Annotated in this window: 16 protein-coding genes; 5 read left to right on the top strand and 11 right to left on the bottom strand. The window is 64.9% G+C overall.

The genetic code is table 11. The features are described 5' to 3' along the window. Nucleotides 1-11: 11 nt before the first annotated feature. From odhB to zapE, 7 genes are all read right to left on the bottom strand, one after another. Nucleotides 12-1256, bottom strand: coding sequence for a 2-oxoglutarate dehydrogenase complex dihydrolipoyllysine-residue succinyltransferase (odhB, locus tag AABA84_RS21805; protein ID WP_212252237.1), 1245 nt, complete (start codon nucleotides 1254-1256; stop codon nucleotides 12-14). 150 nt (nucleotides 1257-1406) lie between these two features. Then, complete coding sequence (locus AABA84_RS21800) at nucleotides 1407-4388, bottom strand: 2-oxoglutarate dehydrogenase E1 component (RefSeq protein WP_338313064.1); 2982 nt, start codon at nucleotides 4386-4388, stop codon at nucleotides 1407-1409. 137 nt (nucleotides 4389-4525) lie between these two features. After that, entirely contained in the window at nucleotides 4526-5410 is an 885-nt protein-coding gene (gene sucD, locus AABA84_RS21795) for a succinate--CoA ligase subunit alpha (RefSeq protein ID WP_212252234.1), read from the bottom strand. A gap of 36 nt (nucleotides 5411-5446) precedes the next feature. Continuing rightward, nucleotides 5447-5926 carry a DUF1579 family protein gene (locus AABA84_RS21790; RefSeq protein WP_212252233.1) on the bottom strand — a complete coding sequence of 160 codons (480 nt, stop codon included), beginning with the start codon at nucleotides 5924-5926 and terminating at the stop codon, nucleotides 5447-5449. A gap of 4 nt (nucleotides 5927-5930) precedes the next feature. Continuing rightward, nucleotides 5931-7127 (bottom strand): ADP-forming succinate--CoA ligase subunit beta, encoded by a 1197-nt coding sequence (gene sucC, locus AABA84_RS21785; RefSeq protein ID WP_212252231.1) that lies wholly within the window; start codon nucleotides 7125-7127, stop codon nucleotides 5931-5933. Between the two features lie 206 nt (nucleotides 7128-7333). Next, entirely contained in the window at nucleotides 7334-8302 is a 969-nt protein-coding gene (gene mdh / locus AABA84_RS21780) for a malate dehydrogenase (protein ID WP_008145224.1), read from the bottom strand. Nucleotides 8303-8491: 189 nt separating this feature from the next. Then, nucleotides 8492-9676 carry a cell division protein ZapE gene (gene zapE, locus AABA84_RS21775; RefSeq protein ID WP_338313062.1) on the bottom strand — a complete coding sequence of 395 codons (1185 nt, stop codon included), beginning with the start codon at nucleotides 9674-9676 and terminating at the stop codon, nucleotides 8492-8494. A gap of 139 nt (nucleotides 9677-9815) precedes the next feature. Here zapE and AABA84_RS21770 point away from each other — a divergent pair, with 139 nt between their 5' ends. Continuing rightward, nucleotides 9816-10070, top strand: a complete 255-nt coding sequence (locus tag AABA84_RS21770) for a type II toxin-antitoxin system VapB family antitoxin (protein WP_038972613.1) — start codon at nucleotides 9816-9818, stop codon at nucleotides 10068-10070. A gap of 59 nt (nucleotides 10071-10129) precedes the next feature. Here the strand turns inward: AABA84_RS21770 and thpR are convergent, their stop codons facing one another. Both thpR and AABA84_RS21760 read right to left on the bottom strand, forming a co-directional pair. Beyond that, nucleotides 10130-10666: an RNA 2',3'-cyclic phosphodiesterase gene (gene thpR, locus AABA84_RS21765; protein WP_038972614.1), complete on the bottom strand. Its 537-nt coding sequence runs from the start codon at nucleotides 10664-10666 to the stop codon at nucleotides 10130-10132. 174 nt (nucleotides 10667-10840) lie between these two features. Beyond that, on the bottom strand, nucleotides 10841-11485 hold the full coding sequence (locus AABA84_RS21760; RefSeq protein ID WP_212252224.1) for an arylesterase: 645 nt from the start codon (nucleotides 11483-11485) through the stop codon (nucleotides 10841-10843). A gap of 55 nt (nucleotides 11486-11540) precedes the next feature. On the opposite strand from AABA84_RS21760, the gene AABA84_RS21755 reads away from it, so the two are divergent. From AABA84_RS21755 to AABA84_RS21740, 4 genes are all read left to right on the top strand, one after another. Beyond that, nucleotides 11541-12263 (top strand): ABC transporter ATP-binding protein, encoded by a 723-nt coding sequence (locus AABA84_RS21755; RefSeq protein WP_212252222.1) that lies wholly within the window; start codon nucleotides 11541-11543, stop codon nucleotides 12261-12263. After that, entirely contained in the window at nucleotides 12260-14830 is a 2571-nt protein-coding gene (locus tag AABA84_RS21750; RefSeq protein WP_338313060.1) for an ABC transporter permease, read from the top strand. Before AABA84_RS21755 ends, AABA84_RS21750 begins: the two co-directional genes overlap by 4 nt. Nucleotides 14831-15111: 281 nt before the next feature. Next, nucleotides 15112-15903 (top strand): Bax inhibitor-1/YccA family protein, encoded by a 792-nt coding sequence (locus AABA84_RS21745; protein ID WP_183249416.1) that lies wholly within the window; start codon nucleotides 15112-15114, stop codon nucleotides 15901-15903. Between the two features lie 206 nt (nucleotides 15904-16109). Further along, nucleotides 16110-16640 (top strand): GNAT family N-acetyltransferase, encoded by a 531-nt coding sequence (locus tag AABA84_RS21740; RefSeq protein ID WP_212252219.1) that lies wholly within the window; start codon nucleotides 16110-16112, stop codon nucleotides 16638-16640. Nucleotides 16641-16753: 113 nt separating this feature from the next. Here the strand turns inward: AABA84_RS21740 and AABA84_RS21735 are convergent, their stop codons facing one another. Then, on the bottom strand, nucleotides 16754-17122 hold the full coding sequence (locus AABA84_RS21735; RefSeq protein WP_212252217.1) for a DUF2794 domain-containing protein: 369 nt from the start codon (nucleotides 17120-17122) through the stop codon (nucleotides 16754-16756). Between the two features lie 588 nt (nucleotides 17123-17710). Beyond that, a complete protein-coding gene (locus AABA84_RS21730; protein WP_338313059.1) occupies nucleotides 17711-18487 on the bottom strand; it encodes a DUF1223 domain-containing protein in 777 nt (258 codons plus the stop codon). Nucleotides 18488-18675 lie beyond the last annotated feature (188 nt).

Raw genomic sequence — 18675 nt, 5'->3', positions numbered from 1 at the left:
AGCATCAGGGATCAGAGATCGAGCACCAGGCGCGCCGGATCTTCCAGGCTCTCCTTGACGCGAACCAGGAAGGTGACGGCTTCCTTGCCGTCGATGACGCGGTGATCGTAGGACAACGCCAGATACATCATCGGGCGCACCTCGATCTTGCCGCCGACGACCATCGGCCGCTCCTGGATCTTGTGCATGCCGAGGATGCCGGACTGCGGCGCGTTCAGGATCGGGGTCGACATCAGCGAACCGTAGATGCCGCCATTGGTGATGGTGAAGGTGCCGCCCTGCATCTCGTCGATCTTGAGCTGGCCGTCACGGGCGCGGCGGCCGAAATCGGCGATGCCCTTCTCGATGTCCGCGATCGACTTGTGGTCGCAGTCGCGCACCACGGGCACGACGAGGCCCTTGTCGGTGCCGACGGCGACGCCGATGTGATAGTAGTTCTTGTAGATCAAATCGGTGCCGTCGATCTCGGCGTTGACGGCCGGGATGTCCTTCAGCGCCTGCACGACGGCCTTGGTGAAGAAGCCCATGAAGCCGAGCTTGGAGCCGTGCTTCTTCTCGAATGCATCCTTGTAGTGGGCACGCAGCGCCATCACGTTGGTCATGTCGACCTCGTTGAAGGTCGTCAGCATGGCGGCGGTGTTCTGCACGTCCTTGAGGCGGCGCGCGATGGTCTGGCGCAGCCGGGTCATCTTGACGCGCTCTTCGCGGGCGGCGTCATCGGCCGGCGAGGGGCTGCGCACCTGCACGGCGGCGGCGGGCTGGTTGACCGGGGTCGGCGCCGAGGCCGCACGCTCGATCGCAGCCAACATGTCGCCCTTGGTGACGCGGCCGTCCTTGCCGGAGCCCGGAACGGTGGAGGCATCGACGCCGGTCTCAGCCGAGAGCTTGCGCACGGACGGAGCGAGCGGCGCGTCGGCCGGCGGCGCCTTCGCGGCCGGGGCCGGCGCGGAAGCAGCAGCGGCGGCAGGAGCGGCAGCGGCGGGCTTGGCGGGCGCGGCGGCCGGCTTGGCAGCGCCTGCGGCGCCTTCCGTGATCTGGCCGAGCAGCGCGCCGACCGCGACGGTGGCGCCATCGGCGGCGATGATCTCGCTCAGCGTGCCGGCGGAGGGCGCCGGGACCTCGATGGTGACCTTGTCGGTCTCGAGCTCCACCAACGGCTCGTCGACGGCGACGGGGTCGCCGGCCTTCTTGAACCAGCGGCCGATGGTGGCCTCGGTGACGGATTCGCCGAGCGTCGGCACACGAATTTCAGTCATGGTCTTTTCCTTAAGGGATCGCCGGTGCGGTCATAAGTCGGTCGTCAATGGCCCGCGAAAAGCAAGCCATCCAGCGAGCCGGGACGTTCGCAGTCGCGACCTACTGGATGCCCCGCTCTTCCGAGCGGGGCATGACGCAGTTAAGAAAGTTCAGCTCAGTGCTTCGTCCAGGAACGCCTTCAACTGCGCCTGATGCTTGGACATCAGACCAGTGGCGGTCGCGGCGGAAGCGGCGCGGCCGACATAACGCGGACGCCGGCTCACGCCGTTCACCTGGTTCAGCACCCATTCCAGATAGGGCTCGATGAAGTGCCAGGCACCCATGTTGCGGGGCTCTTCCTGGCACCACACCACTTCGGCCTTCTTGAAGCGCGACAGCTCGGCCACCAGCGCCTTCAGCGGCACCGGATAGAGCTGCTCGACGCGCATCAGATAGATGTCGTCGATGCCGCGCTTCTCGCGCTCCTCGTAGAGGTCGTAATAGACCTTGCCGGAGCACAGCACGATGCGGCGGACCTTCTCGTCCGGAACGAGCTTCATGGCTTCGTTCGGCAGCATCTGGGCGTCATCATAGAGGATGCGGTGGAAGGTCGTGTCCTTCGCAAGCTCCTCGATGCGCGACACTGCCCGCTTGTGACGCAGCAGCGACTTCGGCGTCATCACGATCAGCGGCTTGCGGATCTCGCGATGAAGCTGGCGCCGCAGCACGTGGAAGTAGTTCGCCGGCGTGGTCGGGTAGACCACCTGCATGTTGTCTTCGGCGCACATCTGCAGGTAACGCTCGAGTCGCGCCGAGGAGTGCTCCGGTCCCTGCCCCTCATAGCCGTGCGGCAGGAGGCAGACGAGGCCGGACATGCGCAGCCATTTGCGCTCGCCCGAGGAGATGAACTGGTCGAACACGACCTGCGCGCCGTTGGCGAAGTCGCCGAACTGGGCTTCCCAGAGGGTCAGCGTGTTCGGCTCGGCGAGCGAGTAGCCGTATTCGAAGCCGAGCACGGCTTCTTCCGACAGCAGCGAGTTGATGACCTCGTAATGGCCCTGCTCGTTGCCGAGATGGTTGAACGGCGTGTAGCGGCTCTCGTCCTCCTGGTCGATCAGGACCGAGTGGCGCTGCGAGAAGGTGCCGCGCTCCGAATCCTGTCCGGACAGACGGACGTGGTGGTTTTCGTGCAGCAGCGTGCAGAACGCCAGCGCCTCGCCGGTCGCCCAGTCGATGCCCGCGTTGCCGTCGATCGCCTTGGCGCGATTTTCCAGGAAGCGCTGGATGGTGCGGTGGACGCGGAAGCCGTCCGGCACCTTGGTGATCTTGCGGCCGATGTCCTTCAGGATCGGAAGATCGACGCCGGTGACGCCGCGGCGGGCGTCCTCTTCCTGGTCGGCGATCTTGAAGCCCGCCCATTTGCCGTCGAGCCAGTCGGCCTTGTTCGGCTTGTAGGAGGTGCCGGCCTCGAACTCGGCATCGAGCCGCGCGCGCCAGTCGGCCTTGGCCTTGTCGACCTCGCCCTGGGTCATCACGCCTTCGCCGATCAGGCGGCGAGCGTAGAGCTCGAGCGTCGAGGGATGCGCGGCGATGCGCTTGTACATCACCGGTTGGGTGAAGGCCGGCTCGTCGCCCTCGTTGTGGCCATGCCTGCGGTAGCAGAACATGTCGATGACGACGGGCTTGTGGAATTTCTGCCGGAACTCGGTCGCGACCTTGGCCGCGAACACCACGGCTTCCGGATCGTCGCCGTTCACGTGGAAGATCGGCGCGTCGATCATCTTCGCCACATCCGACGGATAGGGCGAGGAGCGCGAGTAACGCGGATAGGTGGTGAAGCCGATCTGGTTGTTGACGATGAAGTGCACGGAGCCGCCGGTGCGGTAGCCCTTCAGGTCGGACAGACCGAAGCACTCGGCGACCACGCCCTGGCCGGCGAACGCGGCGTCGCCGTGCATCAGCAGCGGCATGACGGAGATGCGCATGTCCGGCGGATCGCCGTGCTGGTCCTGCTTCGCACGCACCTTGCCGAGCACGACGGGATCGACGATCTCGAGATGCGAGGGATTGGCGGTCAGCGACAGATGAATGCGGTTGCCGTCGAACTCGCGGTCCGAGGATGCGCCGAGGTGATATTTGACGTCGCCCGAGCCTTCGACCGCGTCGGGGTTGGCCGAGCCGCCCTTGAACTCGTGGAACAGGGCGCGGTGCGCCTTGCCCATCACCTGCGTCAGCACGTTGAGGCGGCCGCGATGCGGCATGCCCAGCACGATCTCCTTCACGCCGAGATTGCCACCGCGCTTGATGATCTGCTCAAGCGCGGGGATCAGCGATTCAGCGCCGTCGAGACCGAAGCGCTTGGTGCCGGTGAACTTGGTGTCGCAGAACTTTTCAAAACCTTCGGCTTCGACCAGCTTGGTCAGGATGGCTCTGCGGCCTTCGCGGGTGAACGAGATCTCCTTGTCCGGACCCTCGATGCGCTCCTGGATCCAGGCCTTCTGCGCGGCGTTGCTGATGTGCATGAACTCGACGCCGAGCGTCTGGCAGTAGGTGCGCTCGCAGATCGCGGTGATCTCGCGCAAGCTGCCGTATTCGAGACCGAGCACGTGGTCGAGGAAGATCTTGCGGTCGAAATCGGCTTCGCTGAAGCCGTAGGTGCGGGGGTCAAGCTCTTCGCGGTTGCGCGGGGCCTCGATGCCGAGCGGATCGAGCTTGGCGTGGAAGTGACCCCGCATGCGGTAGGAGCGGATCAACATCAGGGCGCGGACGGAGTCGCGCGTCGCCTGGAGCAGGTCGGCGGAGGAGAGGCCGGCGCCCTTGTCGCCACTCTTATCGCCTCCCTTGGCCTGCGCCTTGGCGGCGATCTTGGCACCGACCGCCTTCTCGACTTCGGCCCAGTTGCCGTCGAGGGCGGAGGTGAGATCGTCCTGCGGGGTCAGCGGCCAGTTGGTGCGCTCCCAGGACGGGCCCGCGGCGTTCTTCCGGACGTCAGCGGGCTGGTCGTTCAGGCTCTTGAAGAACTCCTGCCACTCGGCGTCGACCGAGGATGGGTCCTTCTCGTAGCGGGCGTAGATTTCGTCGATGTAGGTGGCGTTGGTGCCCTGCAAAAAGGAGGACAAGGCAAAGGCTGCGTTCGCGTCCTGGCGAGACATACTGGAGTTCCTGGCGATTTCGGTTCGCGCATAACAAACGGCGCTGGCACCGAGCTCCCCGGCAGAGGCTCGGTGCGACAGGCACCCTTTACCCTATTTGCTGCGAAACTTCGCCCGGAAAAGTACGAAGAAGTGAATTAGCCTTTCAACTTTTCGGCAAGCGTATGGCCGAGGCGGGCGGGCGACGGAGACACTGTAATCCCAGCCGATTTCATCGCCTCGGTCTTGGAACCGGCGTCGCCCTTGCCGCCCGAGATGATCGCGCCGGCATGGCCCATGCGGCGGCCGGGAGGGGCGGTGACACCGGCGATGAAGCCGACCATCGGCTTCTTGCGGCCCCGCTTGGCCTCGTCCTTGAGGAACTGGGCGGCGTCCTCCTCGGCGGAACCGCCGATCTCGCCGATCATGATGATCGACTCGGTCTTGGGGTCGCCGAGCAGCATTTCGAGCACGTCGATGAACTCGGTTCCCTTGACCGGGTCGCCGCCGATGCCGACCGCGGTGGTCTGGCCGAGGCCTTCCTGGGAGGTCTGGAACACGGCTTCATAGGTCAGCGTGCCCGAGCGGGAGACGATGCCGACCGAGCCGGTCTTGAAGATGTTGGCGGGCATGATGCCGATCTTGCACTCGCCGGCGGTCATGACGCCCGGGCAGTTCGGCCCGATCAGGCGCGACTTGGAAGCCGCGAGCGAGCGCTTCACGCGCACCATGTCGATGACGGGAATGCCCTCGGTGATGCAGACGATCAGCGGGATCTCGGCGTCGATGGCTTCGCAGATCGCATCCGCGGCACCCGGCGGCGGCACGTAGATCACCGACGCATCGGCGCCGGTCTTCTCACGCGCATCGCGCACGGTGTCGAACACCGGCAGGCCCAGATGCGTCGCGCCGCCTTTGCCCGGCGAGGTGCCGCCGACCATCTTGGTGCCATAGGCGATCGCAGCCTCGGAGTGGAAGGTGCCGTTCTTGCCGGTGAAGCCCTGGCAGATGACCTTGGTGTTCTTGTCGATCAGGATGGACATGAGGTCTGCTTTCGCGAAACTAACAGAGTGAGAGGGTCAGTGGATGCGGCGGTAGACGCCGGTGAGCACGTCGGCCCAGCCTTCCGCGTCCGGCGAGAACTGGATCTTCAACGAGTAGGAATCCTCATTGATGATTTCGTAGACGTGGCGCGCATTGCCGCGGAGCGAGCCGCGCACCAGCGTCAGGGTCTTGCCGACCCACCCGCCGGAGGCGGGCGAAGGCGGCGTGTAGCCGAGCGAATCGTACCAGAACAGTTTGTAGGTCCGGTCGTCGCGGTCGTAGGTGAAGATGCCGTGGGTGGCGAAGATCTGCTTGCCGTCGCGCATCTGGACACTGTCCTGGATCAGATAGAACCCATTGAGATCCATGCGCGCGACGGTGCGCGATGTCGCCGGCCCGCCCGCATTCCAGCGCGACGGGAAGACCACCTCTTCGCCATCCCATTCGCCGGCGAACGCGGCGAGGCGCGCGTGCTCGGGAAGCGGAGATGATGCGGCGAGATGGTCCTGGGCCATGGCCTTAGCCTCCCTTGACGGCCTTCACGATCTTCTGCGCGGCGTCGTCGAGATTGTCGGCGGGCACCACGTTCAGTCCCGATTCATTGATGATCTTCTTGCCGAGCTCGACATTGGTACCTTCGAGGCGGACCACCAGCGGGACGCTGAGGCCGACTTCACGAACGGCAGCCGTGACGCCCTCGGCGATCACGTCGCACTTCATGATGCCGCCGAAGATGTTGACCAGGATGCCCTTCACGTTGGGATCGGCGGTGATGATCTTGAAGGCGGCCGCGACCTTTTCCTTGCTGGCGCTGCCGCCGACGTCGAGGAAGTTCGCCGGCGCCATGCCGTAGAGCTTGATGATGTCCATCGTCGCCATGGCGAGGCCGGCGCCGTTGACCATGCATCCGATGTTGCCGTCGAGCGTGACATAATTGAGGTCATGCTTGGACGCCTCGATCTCCTTGGCGTCTTCCTCGGTCTCGTCGCGCAGCGCGAGCACTTCGGGGTGACGGAACAGCGCGTTGTCGTCGAACGACACCTTGGCGTCGAGCACGCGGAGCTGGCCCTGCTTGGTCACGACCAGCGGGTTGATCTCCAGCATCGACATGTCCTTGGCGACGAACGCCGCGTAGAGCTGCGCGGTGAGCTTCTCGGCCTGCTTGGCGAGATCACCGGAGAGCTTGAGCGCGTTCGCAACCGTGCGGCCGTGATGGCCCATGATGCCGGTGGCGGGATCGACGGAGAAGGTCACGATCTTCTCAGGGCTGTTGTGCGCGACGTCCTCGATGTTGACGCCGCCTTCGGTCGACACCACGAAGGAGACGCGCGAGGTCTCGCGGTCGACCAGGATCGAGAGATAGAACTCCTTGTCGATGTCGGAGCCGTCCTCGATGTAGAGGCGGTTGACCTGCTTGCCGGCGGGACCGGTCTGGATCGTCACCAGCGTGGCGCCGAGCATCTGCTTGGCGAACTCGGTGACCTCCGCGGCCGATTTGGCGATGCGGACGCCGCCCTTGTCGCCGGCCGAGGCTTCCTTGAACTTGCCCTTGCCGCGGCCGCCGGCGTGGATCTGGCTCTTCACCACATAGACCGGACCCGGCAGCGCCTTCGCGGCGGCTTCGGCGTCGGCGGCTTTAAGGACCGGCACGCCCTTGGAGATCGGCACGCCGAACTCACCCAGCAGCGCTTTGGCCTGATATTCATGGATATTCATATGGTCGCTCCCTGAACCCGCGGGCGGTGACCTCTAGGGCCCACCTCAGTCTTGTGGCTGGCATACCATATACCACAGGAACTGCAACCGGGATTCTTTGACATCGATCTCTGGACTGCCGACCCGGGGCCTGTCCCGACAACCGGGCCCCGGAAATGAAACCGCCGAAGACCGGTTTTCGGGCTTCGGCGGGAAGTGCTTGACCCTTAGCGGCCGAGAAGATCGGGGGCGATCTTCTTGCAGGCGTCGACCAGGCCCTGCACCGCGCCGACCGACTTGTCGAAGGCCTCGCGGTCCTTGCCGGCGAGCTCGATCTCAACGACGCGCTCGACGCCCTTGGAGCCGATCACGACGGGCACGCCGACATACATGTCCTTCACGCCGTATTCGCCGTTCAGGTACGCGGCCGAGGGCAGCACGCGCTTCTTGTCACGCAGATAGCTCTCGGCCATCGCGATCGCCGAGGCGGCCGGCGCGTAGAAGGCCGAGCCGGTCTTGAGCAAATTGACGATCTCGGCGCCGCCGTTGCGGGTGCGGTCGACGATCTCGTCGAGGCGCGCCTGCGAGGTCCAGCCCATCTTGACGAGGTCCGGCAGCGGAATGCCGGCGACGGTGGAGTACTTCACCAGCGGCACCATGGTGTCGCCATGGCCGCCGAGCACGAAGGCGGTGACGTCTTCGACCGAGACGTTGAACTCATCGGCCAGGAAGTAGCGGAAGCGCGCCGAATCCAGCACGCCGGCCATGCCGACGACCTTCTTGTGCGGCAGGCCGCTAGCCTTCTGCAGCGCCCAGACCATCGCGTCGAGCGGGTTGGTGATGCAGATGACGAAGGCGTCCGGGGCGTACTTCTTGATGCCGGCGCCGACCTGCTCCATGACCTTGAGGTTGATGGAGAGAAGATCGTCGCGGCTCATGCCGGGCTTGCGCGGCACGCCGGCGGTGACGATGCAGACCTTGGCATTGTCGAGCGCTTCATAGGAGTTGGCGCCGGTGTAGTGGGCGTCAAAACCGTCGACCGGCGAGGACTGCGCGATGTCGAGCGCCTTGCCCTGCGGCACGCCTTCGGCGATGTCGAACATCACCACGTCGCCCAGCTCTTTCAGGCCGATGAGATGAGCCAGCGTTCCGCCGATCTGACCGGAGCCAATCAAAGCAATCTTGTCGCGCGCCATGTGAGCCTGTCCTTTAGACACGTAAGGTGGGGAAAACTGAGAGGCTGGTTATCCCTTTCGCCTCCCCCGTTCAAGTCGCCGGATGCCCATTTGTCGGGCTTGGCGCGTATACAAGCGCAACCCCGTCATTCCGGGGCGCGACGAAAGTCGCGAGCCCGGAATGACGGGGAATTGGAATAGGAATAGGACTTAAGTCTCTACCAGCCCCTTGGTGGAGCCGCTGGCGGTGGAATCCTTGCGGCCGTGAGCCAGCGCCAGATAGGATTCCGAGCTCATCTCGATCAGGCGCGAGGCCGTCCGCTTGAACTCCATGGCCTCAACGCCCTCATGTGCCAGGTAGAGCGAGATCGGGTTGGCGTCGGCCGAGGCCATCAGCTTCACCGCATTGTCATAGAGCGCGTCGATCAGCGTGATGAAGCGCTTGGCGGCGTTGCGCTGGGACAGGTCCATCACTGGAATATGGTCGACCAGGATGGTGTGATAGTCGTGCGCCAGCCTAAGGTAGTCCGATGCCCCCAGCGGCTTCTCGCAGAGATCGGTGAAGGTGAACCGGGCCACGCCATGGGCCGAGCACGGCACGTGCAGGATGCGGCCCTTGATCGAAATGTCGCGCGAGCGGCATTTGGCGCTGCCCGACATCCGCGACCAGGCGCGGTCGAGCGCCGCGTCCGCATCAGCGTCCGCCGGCGTCAGCCACATCGGCACGCCCTGCAGCTTTTCGAGGCGGAAGTCGGTGCGCGCATCGAGCCGCGCGACGTCCATGTGGTCGGTGATCTGCTTGATGAAGGGCAGGAACAGCGACCGGTTCAGGCCGCCCTTGTAGAGATCGTCAGGTGCGACGTTGGAGGTCGCGACCACGACGGTGCCGAGCTCGAACAATTTTGCGAACAGGCGTCCGAGGATCATCGCGTCCGCAATATCGGTGACGTGGAATTCGTCGAAGCAGAGCAGCCAGCTCTCCTCGAAGATCGCATTCGCGGTCAGCGCGATGACGTCGCCGTCGGCGATCTCGCCGCGCGCGATGCTCTGGCGATAGTCATAGATGCGCTCATGCACGTCGGCCATGAATTCGTGGAAATGCGCGCGCCGCTTGTGCTCGACCGAGGCGTGCTGGAAGAACAGATCCATCAGCATGGTCTTGCCGCGGCCGACCTCGCCATGGATGTAGAGCCCGCGCGGCGCCTCATCCTTGTCGCTGCTGAACAGGCGAGCGAGCAGGCCCTGCTTGCGCGCGGGCTTGTAAGCCGCGAGCCGCTGGTCGAGCGCCGCATAGGCCTCGGCGACCTCGGCCTGCGCGGCATCGGGCTCGATCGCGCCGGACGCGATCTGGGCCTGATACGCTTCGCTGAAGGGGGAACTGGGGGTCGAGAGCATGGCCCTTTACCGCCAGAGACGGACGGAAATTGCAACGGTATATTGGCGCAAGGGGCGTATGCGCTTACCCTCATCTACGCGGGTGCGGGCGGATGATTGAAATATCAGAGAGTTAAGCGGCTATTTTGAGGTTCCTGACATGACTCTTAGTATCGAGGACCCCGAGACTGAGCATCTCGCGTGGAAGCTGACGCAACTCACCGGCGAGACAGTTGTGACCGCAACGAAGCGAGCTATCGAGGAGCGGCTTAGCCGGATCGACAATCAGCGCCGCAAGACTGCTCTCTTGGACGATATGGCCGCGATCCGCCGACGCTGGAGCGAGCTGCCGGTGATAGCCGACCAGACGGCAGACGAAATTGTTGCCTATGACAAACACGGATTGCCATTCTGACGGCGATAGACGCTACGCGTCTACGCGCCATACGGCCCCATCTTCTTGCGCGCCGCTTCTCACTCACACAGCTCGTAGGCGTCCTCGACCACGTACGGACCGCCGCCGGTCGATGCCCGCGACGAGAACAGCACGAAGCGCTCGGCCATGAACGCCTTGCTCGGGAAGTAGCCGCGCAGCGAGAGATAATCGGCGACGTCGCGATCGCTGGCATCGTGCAGACGGGCCAGCGTTACATGCGGGATGTATTTGCGTCCCTCGGGGTTGAGACCGATCCGCTGCATCATCCGTTCGAGCTCGGCCTGCAATTCCATCAGCGGCTTGCTCGGCGCGATCGTCGCAACGACTGCGCGCGGTTTGCGGCCGCCGAAGCTCATGAGCCCCTGCACCTTCACCTCGAACGGCTTGCGGTCGACGCGAAACAGCATCGATGCGATCTCGTTGGCGGACATGCCGTCGATATCGCCGATGAAGCGCAGGGTGACGTGATAATTTTCGGGATCGATCCAGCGGGCGCCGGGAAGGCCACCCCGCAAATTGGAAAGCGTCTGGCTGACTTCGGCCGGGATTTCCAGACCAGTGAACAAACGCGGCATCGTTTCGCACTCCCGATGCTTGGGCATGATCCCTGGGAAGGATCATATCCAAATTTTAGAGCCGGTGACGAATCACCGGTACCCTGATTCCTATCGCGTTTGTGTGACTCTGCGAAGCATCGCGCGGCTCACCCCGGTAAAACCCTGGGTATGAGGCTTGGCGCTGCCTGCTTTTCAACGGCGTTGCTCAGTGATCGCGCCCAGGAATGCCTCCGCGGTGGGCATGATGTTGCCGACGATGATGTCGACGCCTTCAGCAGTCGGATGAATGCCGTCGGCCTGGTTGAGCTTGGCGTCGGCCGCAACGCCGTCGAGAAAGAACGGATAGAGCGGCACGTCGAATTTCTTTGCCAGGTCCGGATAAATCGAATTGAAGCGCGCGGCATAATCGGCGCCGTAATTCGGCGGCGCCAGCATGCCGCACAGCATCACCGCGATCTTGCGCGCCTTCAGCCGCTGGACGATGTCGGTCAATGCGGCGCGCGTCAAATCGGGATCGATGCCGCGCAGGGCGTCGTTGGCGCCGAGCTCGACGATGACGCCGTCGGTTCCGTCGGGGACCGACCAGTCGAGCCGGTCGCGGCCACCCGAGGAAGTGTCGCCGGACACGCCGGCATTGGTCATGTCGACGGCTATACCTTTGTCCTGTAAAGACTTTTTGAGCTTGGCCGGGAACGCATCCTGGGCCGAAAGGCCAAGGCCCGCACTCAAGGAATCGCCGAGGACCACGAGCCTGACCGGCTTGGCCGCCGGCTGGGCCTGCAACGACGGCGCTGTCGCGATCGTCATCAAACCGAGCATCAACACGGCTATGTGCATGAACAATCCGTAACGCCTCTCGACCGCGCTAGCGGAGTTGCCATATGACCGGACCATGGACACTCGCATAGATTCCTCTTCGCTTGCCGCCGCCTCGGCGGACACCATCGCCATCTCCAACGTCAATCTCTCATTGGGCACGGGCGCGGCACGCGTTCACATCCTCAAGGATATCAGCCTGCGGGTCGCCTCGGGCGAGACGATCGGCCTGATCGGCCCGTCAGGCTCGGGCAAATCCACGCTGCTGATGGTGATGGCGGGGCTGGAGCGTCCTGATAGCGGAGAGGTGGTGGTATCGGGCACGCCTTTCAATGCCCTCGACGAGGACGCGCTGGCCCGCTTCCGCGGCCGCCAGGTCGGCATCGTCTTCCAGTCTTTTCATCTGATCCCGACCATGACGGCGCTGGAGAACGTCGCGGTGCCGCTGGAGCTCGCCGGCAATCCCGACGCCGCAAAGCGAGCGGCAGAGGAGCTGCAATCGGTCGGGCTCGGCGACCGCCTGCATCACTATCCGACGCAATTGTCCGGCGGCGAGCAGCAGCGCGTCGCGCTCGCCCGCGCGCTGGCGCCCGATCCCGCCATCCTGGTCGCGGACGAGCCGACCGGCAATCTGGATGAGGCCACGGGAAAGCAGATCGTCGACCTGCTGTTCAGCAAGCACGCCGAGCGCGGCATGACGCTGGTGCTGGTGACGCACGATTCCTCGCTCGCGCATCGCTGCGATCGCGTGATCCGCCTGCGTTCGGGCCGCATCGACACCCAGTCTGCACCGGCATGAGCATCGCGGCCGAACCGTTCGCGAAGCCAAACGGCATCGCGCTGTCGCTGCGTTACGCGCTGCGTGAGTTGCGCGGCGGCCTGCGCGGCTTCTACGTCTTCATCGCCTGCATCGCGCTCGGCGTGATGGCGATCGCCGGCGTCGGCTCGGTGTCGGCGAGCCTCTCCGACGGTCTTGCCCGCGAGGGCCGCACGCTGCTCGGCGGCGACGTCTCCTTCGTGCTGTTCCAGCGCGAAGCGAAACCTGAAGAGGTCGCCTTCCTGCGCTCGCGCGGCACGGTCTCGACCGCGGCGACCTTGCGCGGCATGGCGCGCGCAGCCGATGGCCAGCTCGCGCTGGTCGAGATGAAGGCGGTCGACGACACCTATCCGATGCTGGGACAGCTGACGCTGGCGCCACAGCTGGCGATGTCCGACGTCCTTGCGGAACGTGACGATGCATTCGGAGCCGCCGCCGATCCGACGCTGCTGGCGCGGCTCTCGCTCAAGACCGGCCACCGTGTCACCATTGGCGCGGCGACATTCCAGATCCGCTCAACGGTCGAAGCCGAGCCCGACAAGCTCGCCGCCGGCATCGGCTTCGGACCGCGCTTCCTGATCAGCGAGGCGGGCCTGCGCGCCACCGGCCTGATCCAGCCCGGCAGCCTGGTGCGCTGGGTCTACCGGGTCAAGCTGCCGGATGCTGCGAACAACGAGCGCGCTACCGAAGCCTTCATCGCGGACGCCCGGAGCGCCGCGCCGCAGGCGGGCTGGGAGATCCGCAGCCGCTCCAACGCCTCGCCGCAGCTCGAACGCAACATCAACCGCTTCACGCAGTTCCTGACGCTGGTCGGCCTTGCCGCGCTGCTGGTCGGCGGTGTCGGCGTCGCCAATGCCGTGAAGAGCCATATCGACCGCCGGCTCGAAGTGATCGCGGCCCTCAAGGCCGTCGGCGCCACCGGGCGCGACGTGTTCGGCATCTATCTTGCGCAGGTTCTCCTGCTCGCGGGCATCGGCTCGATCATCGGCCTTGCACTCGGCGCCGCGATGCCGTTCGCGATCGTCGGCCTGTTCGGCAAGCTGCTGCCGCTGCCGGTGGTGCCGGCCGTGCATGCCGACGAGCTCGCGCTGTCCTTCGTCTATGGCCTCCTGACCGCGCTCGCCTTCGGCCTGTGGCCGCTCGGGCGCGTCCACGACGTGCCGGTGGCCGCGCTGTTCCGCGACACCATCAGCTCGGAATGGCATCGGCCGCGCGCGAGCTATCTCGTGTTCATGGCCATCGTGATCGCGCTGCTGATCGCGGTCGTGATCGGACTGTCGTTCGACAAGCGCATCGCGGCGGTGTTCGTGGCCTCCTCGGTCGTCGTGTTCGCCCTGCTGCGCGGCATCGCCGCGCTGCTGATGGCCATCGCGCGGCGGCTGCCGCGGACCCGGCTGCCGATGCTGCGGCTGGCGATCGCCAACATCCACCGGCCGGGCGCGCTGACGCCCTCGGTGGTGCTGTCGCTCGGGCTCGGGCTCGCCGTGCTCGTCACCATCACCCAGATCGACGGCAATCTGCGCCGGCAGTTCCTCGCAGCGCTGCCCGACCGCGCGCCGTCCTTCTTCTTCATCGACATCCCGAGCACGCAGGCCGAGCAGTTCGACGGTTATCTGCGCCGGATCGCGCCGGGCGCGACGGTCGAGGACGTGCCGATGCTGCGCGGGCGCATCGTCGCCGCGCGCGGGGTGCGCGCCGAGGAGCTCAAGCCGACCACCGATTCCGAATGGGTGCTGCAGAGCGACCGCGGCTTGACCTATACCGGCGAGCTGCCGAAAGGCTCCAAGGTGGTCGAGGGCGAATGGTGGAGCGCGGATTATTCCGGCCCGCCGCTGGTCTCGATGGAGAAGAAGATCTCCGACGGGCTCGGCCTCAAGCTCGGCGACGAGATCGTCGTCAATGTGCTCGGCCGCGACATCCCGGCCAAGATCGGCAATCTGCGCACCATCGACTGGCAGGGGATGGGCATCAACTTCGTTCTCGTGTTCTCGCCGAACGCCTTCAAGGGCGCCCCCCACACACACATCGCGACGCTGACGGAAACGGGCGGAACTGCCGCCGGCGACGGCAAGATCATCAAGGAGGTCGCCGACGCCTATCCGATGGTGACGAGCGTGCGCGTGCGCGAGGTGATGGAGACGGTCGGCTCTGTCGTGACCAATCTGGCGCTGGCGATCCGCGGTGCCAGCGCCGTGACCCTGATCTCGGCGATCCTGGTGCTCGGCGGCGCGCTCGCCGCCGGCCATCGCCACCGGGTCTACGATGCGGTGATCCTGAAGACGCTCGGCGCGACGCGGTTGCGGCTGCTCGGCGCCTATGCGCTCGAATACCTCCTGATCGGGCTCGCGACCGCGGTGTTCGGCGTGATCTCCGGCAGCATCGCGGCCTGGATGATCGTGACGCGCCTGATGACGCTGAGCTTCGTCTGGCAGGCCGGCAGCGCGGCCGGCGTGGTCGCGGCCGCTCTGGTCGTCACGGTCGGGCTCGGGCTTGCCGGCACGCTGCTGGCGTTGAACAAAAAACCCGCCACGGTGTTGCGGAATTTGTGACAAATGGTAGCGGGTCGCCGCAGGAGAGCGGAATCGCACGATTCCCGCGATTAACCACGACTGCTCGTCAGGTTCGCGTCAGGATTGCCGCCAAGGGCGACATTCAGCCGCGCGTGGAAGGTTGCAGCGAATGTGTTAGTTTCCCACATATCGAATGGGTTCGGAGCCCCGAATGTTAGCCAAAATTTAGTCGGCAGGCATTGGTATCCGAGATAGAATTTGACGAACCGGCGGCATGGCGACCCTCATGCCGGACCGGACCAACCAACGGGAATTCGACCATGTCGGACCTAGACCGTAACTACGCTTCTCCTTTCGGCAGGGCCGCCGGGCGTGTTGACGCCGCGACGGTCGATGCCGGCCTGCGCGCCTACATGCTGCGCATCTACAACTACATGAGCATTGGCCTGGCCATCACCGGCCTTGCCGCGCTCGGCGTCTATATGGCTGCCGTGACGGACGTGCCGACCGCGGACGCCGTCCGCGTCGGCAAGCTGTTCCTGACGCCGTTCGGCTACGCGATGTTCGTCAGCCCGCTGAAATGGCTGTTCATGCTGGCGCCGCTCGCCATGGTGTTCGTGATCTCGGCGGGGATCAACCGTCTCGCTCCCTCGACCGCCCAGATCCTGTTCTGGGTGTTCTCGGCGCTGATGGGTATCTCGCTGTCGTCGATCTTCCTGGTGTTCACGCACACCTCGATCGTGCGGGTGTTCTTCATCACCGCGGCCACCTTCGGTGCGCTGAGCCTCTACGGCTACACCACCAAGCGTGACATGACCGGCATGGGCTCGTTCCTGTTCATGGGCCTGATCGGCATCATCATCGCGAGCCTGGTGAACCTGTTCCTGGCGAGCTCGATGCTGCAGTTCATCGTGTCGGTGGTCGGCGTGCTGGTGTTCGCGGGCCTCACCGCCTGGGATACCCAGCGGCTGAAGAACGACTACATCTACGGCTACGCCTCGGCCGGCGGCGACATCGCGGAGCGTGCGGCCATCACCGGTGCGCTGTCGCTGTACCTGAACTTCATCAACCTGTTCACGCTGCTGCTGCAGCTCCTCGGCCAGCGCGACTAAGCGATAGACCAGGACGAACGGACACGAACCCCGGCCGAAAGGCCGGGGTTTTTGTTTGAGCCGTGGCCTCTCCTCGTCATTGCGACGAAGCAATCCTGAGTCCCTCCGCAGACGCATTACTGGATTGCTTCGCTGCCCTCGCAATGACGGGTGTGGCAACACCGTTGCCCCTTCCAGCGGCCGCGGGAAGGCTCTAATCTTCTCCCATGTCCGCACCTGAAATCAGGCCCACGACCGAGGCCGACCTTCCCGCCATCACCGCCATCTATCAGCAGGCCGTCCGCGAGGGCACCGCGACGTTCGAGCTGGAGCCGCCCGACCTCACGGAGATGACGCGCCGCTATCGCGCGCTGGTCGACGGCGGCTATCCCTATTTCGTCGCCATCCTCGACGGCCGCGTGGCCGGCTATGCCTATGCCGGCGCCTACCGCCCGCGCCCGGCCTACCGCTTCACGGTCGAGAACTCGATCTATCTCGATCCCTCCTTCCACCGCCGCGGCGTCGGCTCCTTGCTGCTGGAACGGCTGGTCGCCGAATGCGAGGCGCGCGGCTTCCGCCAGATGATCGCGGTGATCGGCGATTCCGCCAATGCCGGCTCGATCGGCGTCCACACCAAGGGCGGCTTCAAGATGATCGGCACGCATCCCAATGTCGGGCTGAAATTCGGCCGCTGGCTGGACACGGTGATGATGCAGCGCGACCTCGGCGAGGGCGCCAGCACGGTGCCGGGGAAATAATCCGGTCTCGTAGGGTGGGCAAAGCGCAAGCGTGCCCACCATTCGTCGCGATAGAGAAAGAACGTGGGCACGGCGCGGTGCGCCTTTGCCACCCGACGGCACCGGTCGCTTGGCTACACCACCGCCAGCTTGCGATCGATCACCAGCAGCACGCGCTCCAGCTCGTGGCCGCGGCGCAGGATCAGGCCCGTCGCCGAGATCACGCTGTACATGCCCTGCTTGCGCGCCAGCCGCGGATCCTTCTCGATGCGATAGATCGGCACTTCCGAGGCACGGCGATAGACCGAGAACACGGCGCGGTCCTTGAGGAAGTCGATGGCATAATCGCGCCACTCGCCGTCCGCGACCATGCGGCCGTAGAGATTGAGAATACGGTGCAGCTCAAGCCGGTTGAACGTCACCCGGCTCAATTGCGTCGTCGCAGCGGCGGGGCGCGCCGCCGCGCGCTGCTCGCTCGGATCGGCATCCTCCGACAGACTCATGGAGCGCTTCCTCATCGCACGGCATGACCCGAATCCGCGAAGACCGTCCCGGGAACCTGGATCATGACAGCTGCATGATTGCGCCAACCGGCCACCGCCGCAAGAGGCTCCTGATTCAACCGGTCGAATCGGGTGCGACTCAGTACACACGCTATGGTGGAACTCCCTCGCGGCAAACCGTCACGGGATCGTTAGCAGGAATCATACTCTCGCCGCTTTTCCGCCTAGCGACTGCCGCCCTGCATTGCGACAAGACTCACGTGCGTTGACCCGGTCCTTTCGGTTCCGGATTCCTCAGCCCCCAGCCCCCCGGGGTCGAACAGGATCGGGTCTGTACGCGCAGCAAGGAGGGCCAACGCAAGTTGGTCCTTTTTTGTTTGTGTCGGGATGTTTCCGGCGCGATCGACCTTCTCCCCTAACATCCGTGCGAACACTATCTCTCCTCATCCTGAGGAGCCGCGAAGCGGCGTCTCGAAGGATCGAGGCCGAGCCGCATAAGCGGGGGCCTTTCATGGTTCGAGACGCGCGCAAGGACGCGCTCCTCACCATGAGGGTTGAGAGCAGTACGACTCTAGCGAGAAATCCGAATCAGTGCAGCGACGTGTACGCCGCGCCCAGCATCGAGCCGGGCTTGTCGCGGCTGCCGTCCTGGACATAGACCACCGCGCCGTCGACGCCGTCGCGCGTGAGGTTCTCGATCGGCACCGTCCAGCTTTCCGAACGCCCGGTCCAGTCGCCGACCTTGAGCAGGTTGCGCACCACGTTGTGATAGGTGACCTGCTGTCCACGGTTCTCACCGCGGGTGATCGCGATCGGGACCGACTTGGCGATCGAACAGATCCAGACCTCGCCATGCGAGACGCCCGGCTCGTTGCTCGCCGCCACCGACACGTTGATCTGCTTGCCCGCGAGCGACATCGTCACCGGCACGCTCATCACGCCCGTGCCCTTGTCGGTCTTGCCGATCGCGCTCTCGATGCCGGCACGATCGCTGCCGATGACATGGGTGGAGCCGTTGACCACGACCTGCGGCGTGTAGACCTCGCGGTCGCCGCGCATGCGTGAGTAGGCACGCTGCCGTGCAGAGAAGCGCGAATCCGCCAGCGTGTCCTTCCAACCAAGATAGTCCCAATAGTCGATCGGCATGCTCAGCGCGATGATCGACGGGTCTTTGGAGAGATCGCCGATAATCTGGTCGGCGGGCGGGCAGGAGGAGCAGCCCTGCGAGGTAAACAATTCGACAACGGCGCGGGGATCAGCCTCGGCAGGACGGATGACGGCGACGATCGCACAGATGCCGAGAGCTCCCGACCAGAGGGCACCGGACCAACGTGAAACCAGATGAGAAGCCGTCATTGTTGTCATGTCGAACGCCGCACACCATTGCTCGTGGAAAGGGAGATCTTATCGCCGGATGGTCACCGTAGTCTTACGGGGCGCGACACACTCGACCGTCCAGGCCGACCGTCCGAAAGGAGGTTTTCCGCCGGGCGGGCCCATCTGGAGCATGCCGCAAACGCACGAAGGCGGCCTTGTGATAGGCCGCCTTCGTT

Origin of the sequence: Bradyrhizobium sp. TM239 (assembly GCF_036247985.1) — a bacterium.
In the GTDB taxonomy this organism is placed as follows: Bacteria; Pseudomonadota; Alphaproteobacteria; order Rhizobiales; family Xanthobacteraceae; genus Bradyrhizobium; species Bradyrhizobium ottawaense.
This window is presented reverse-complemented; position numbering and strand designations above follow the sequence as displayed.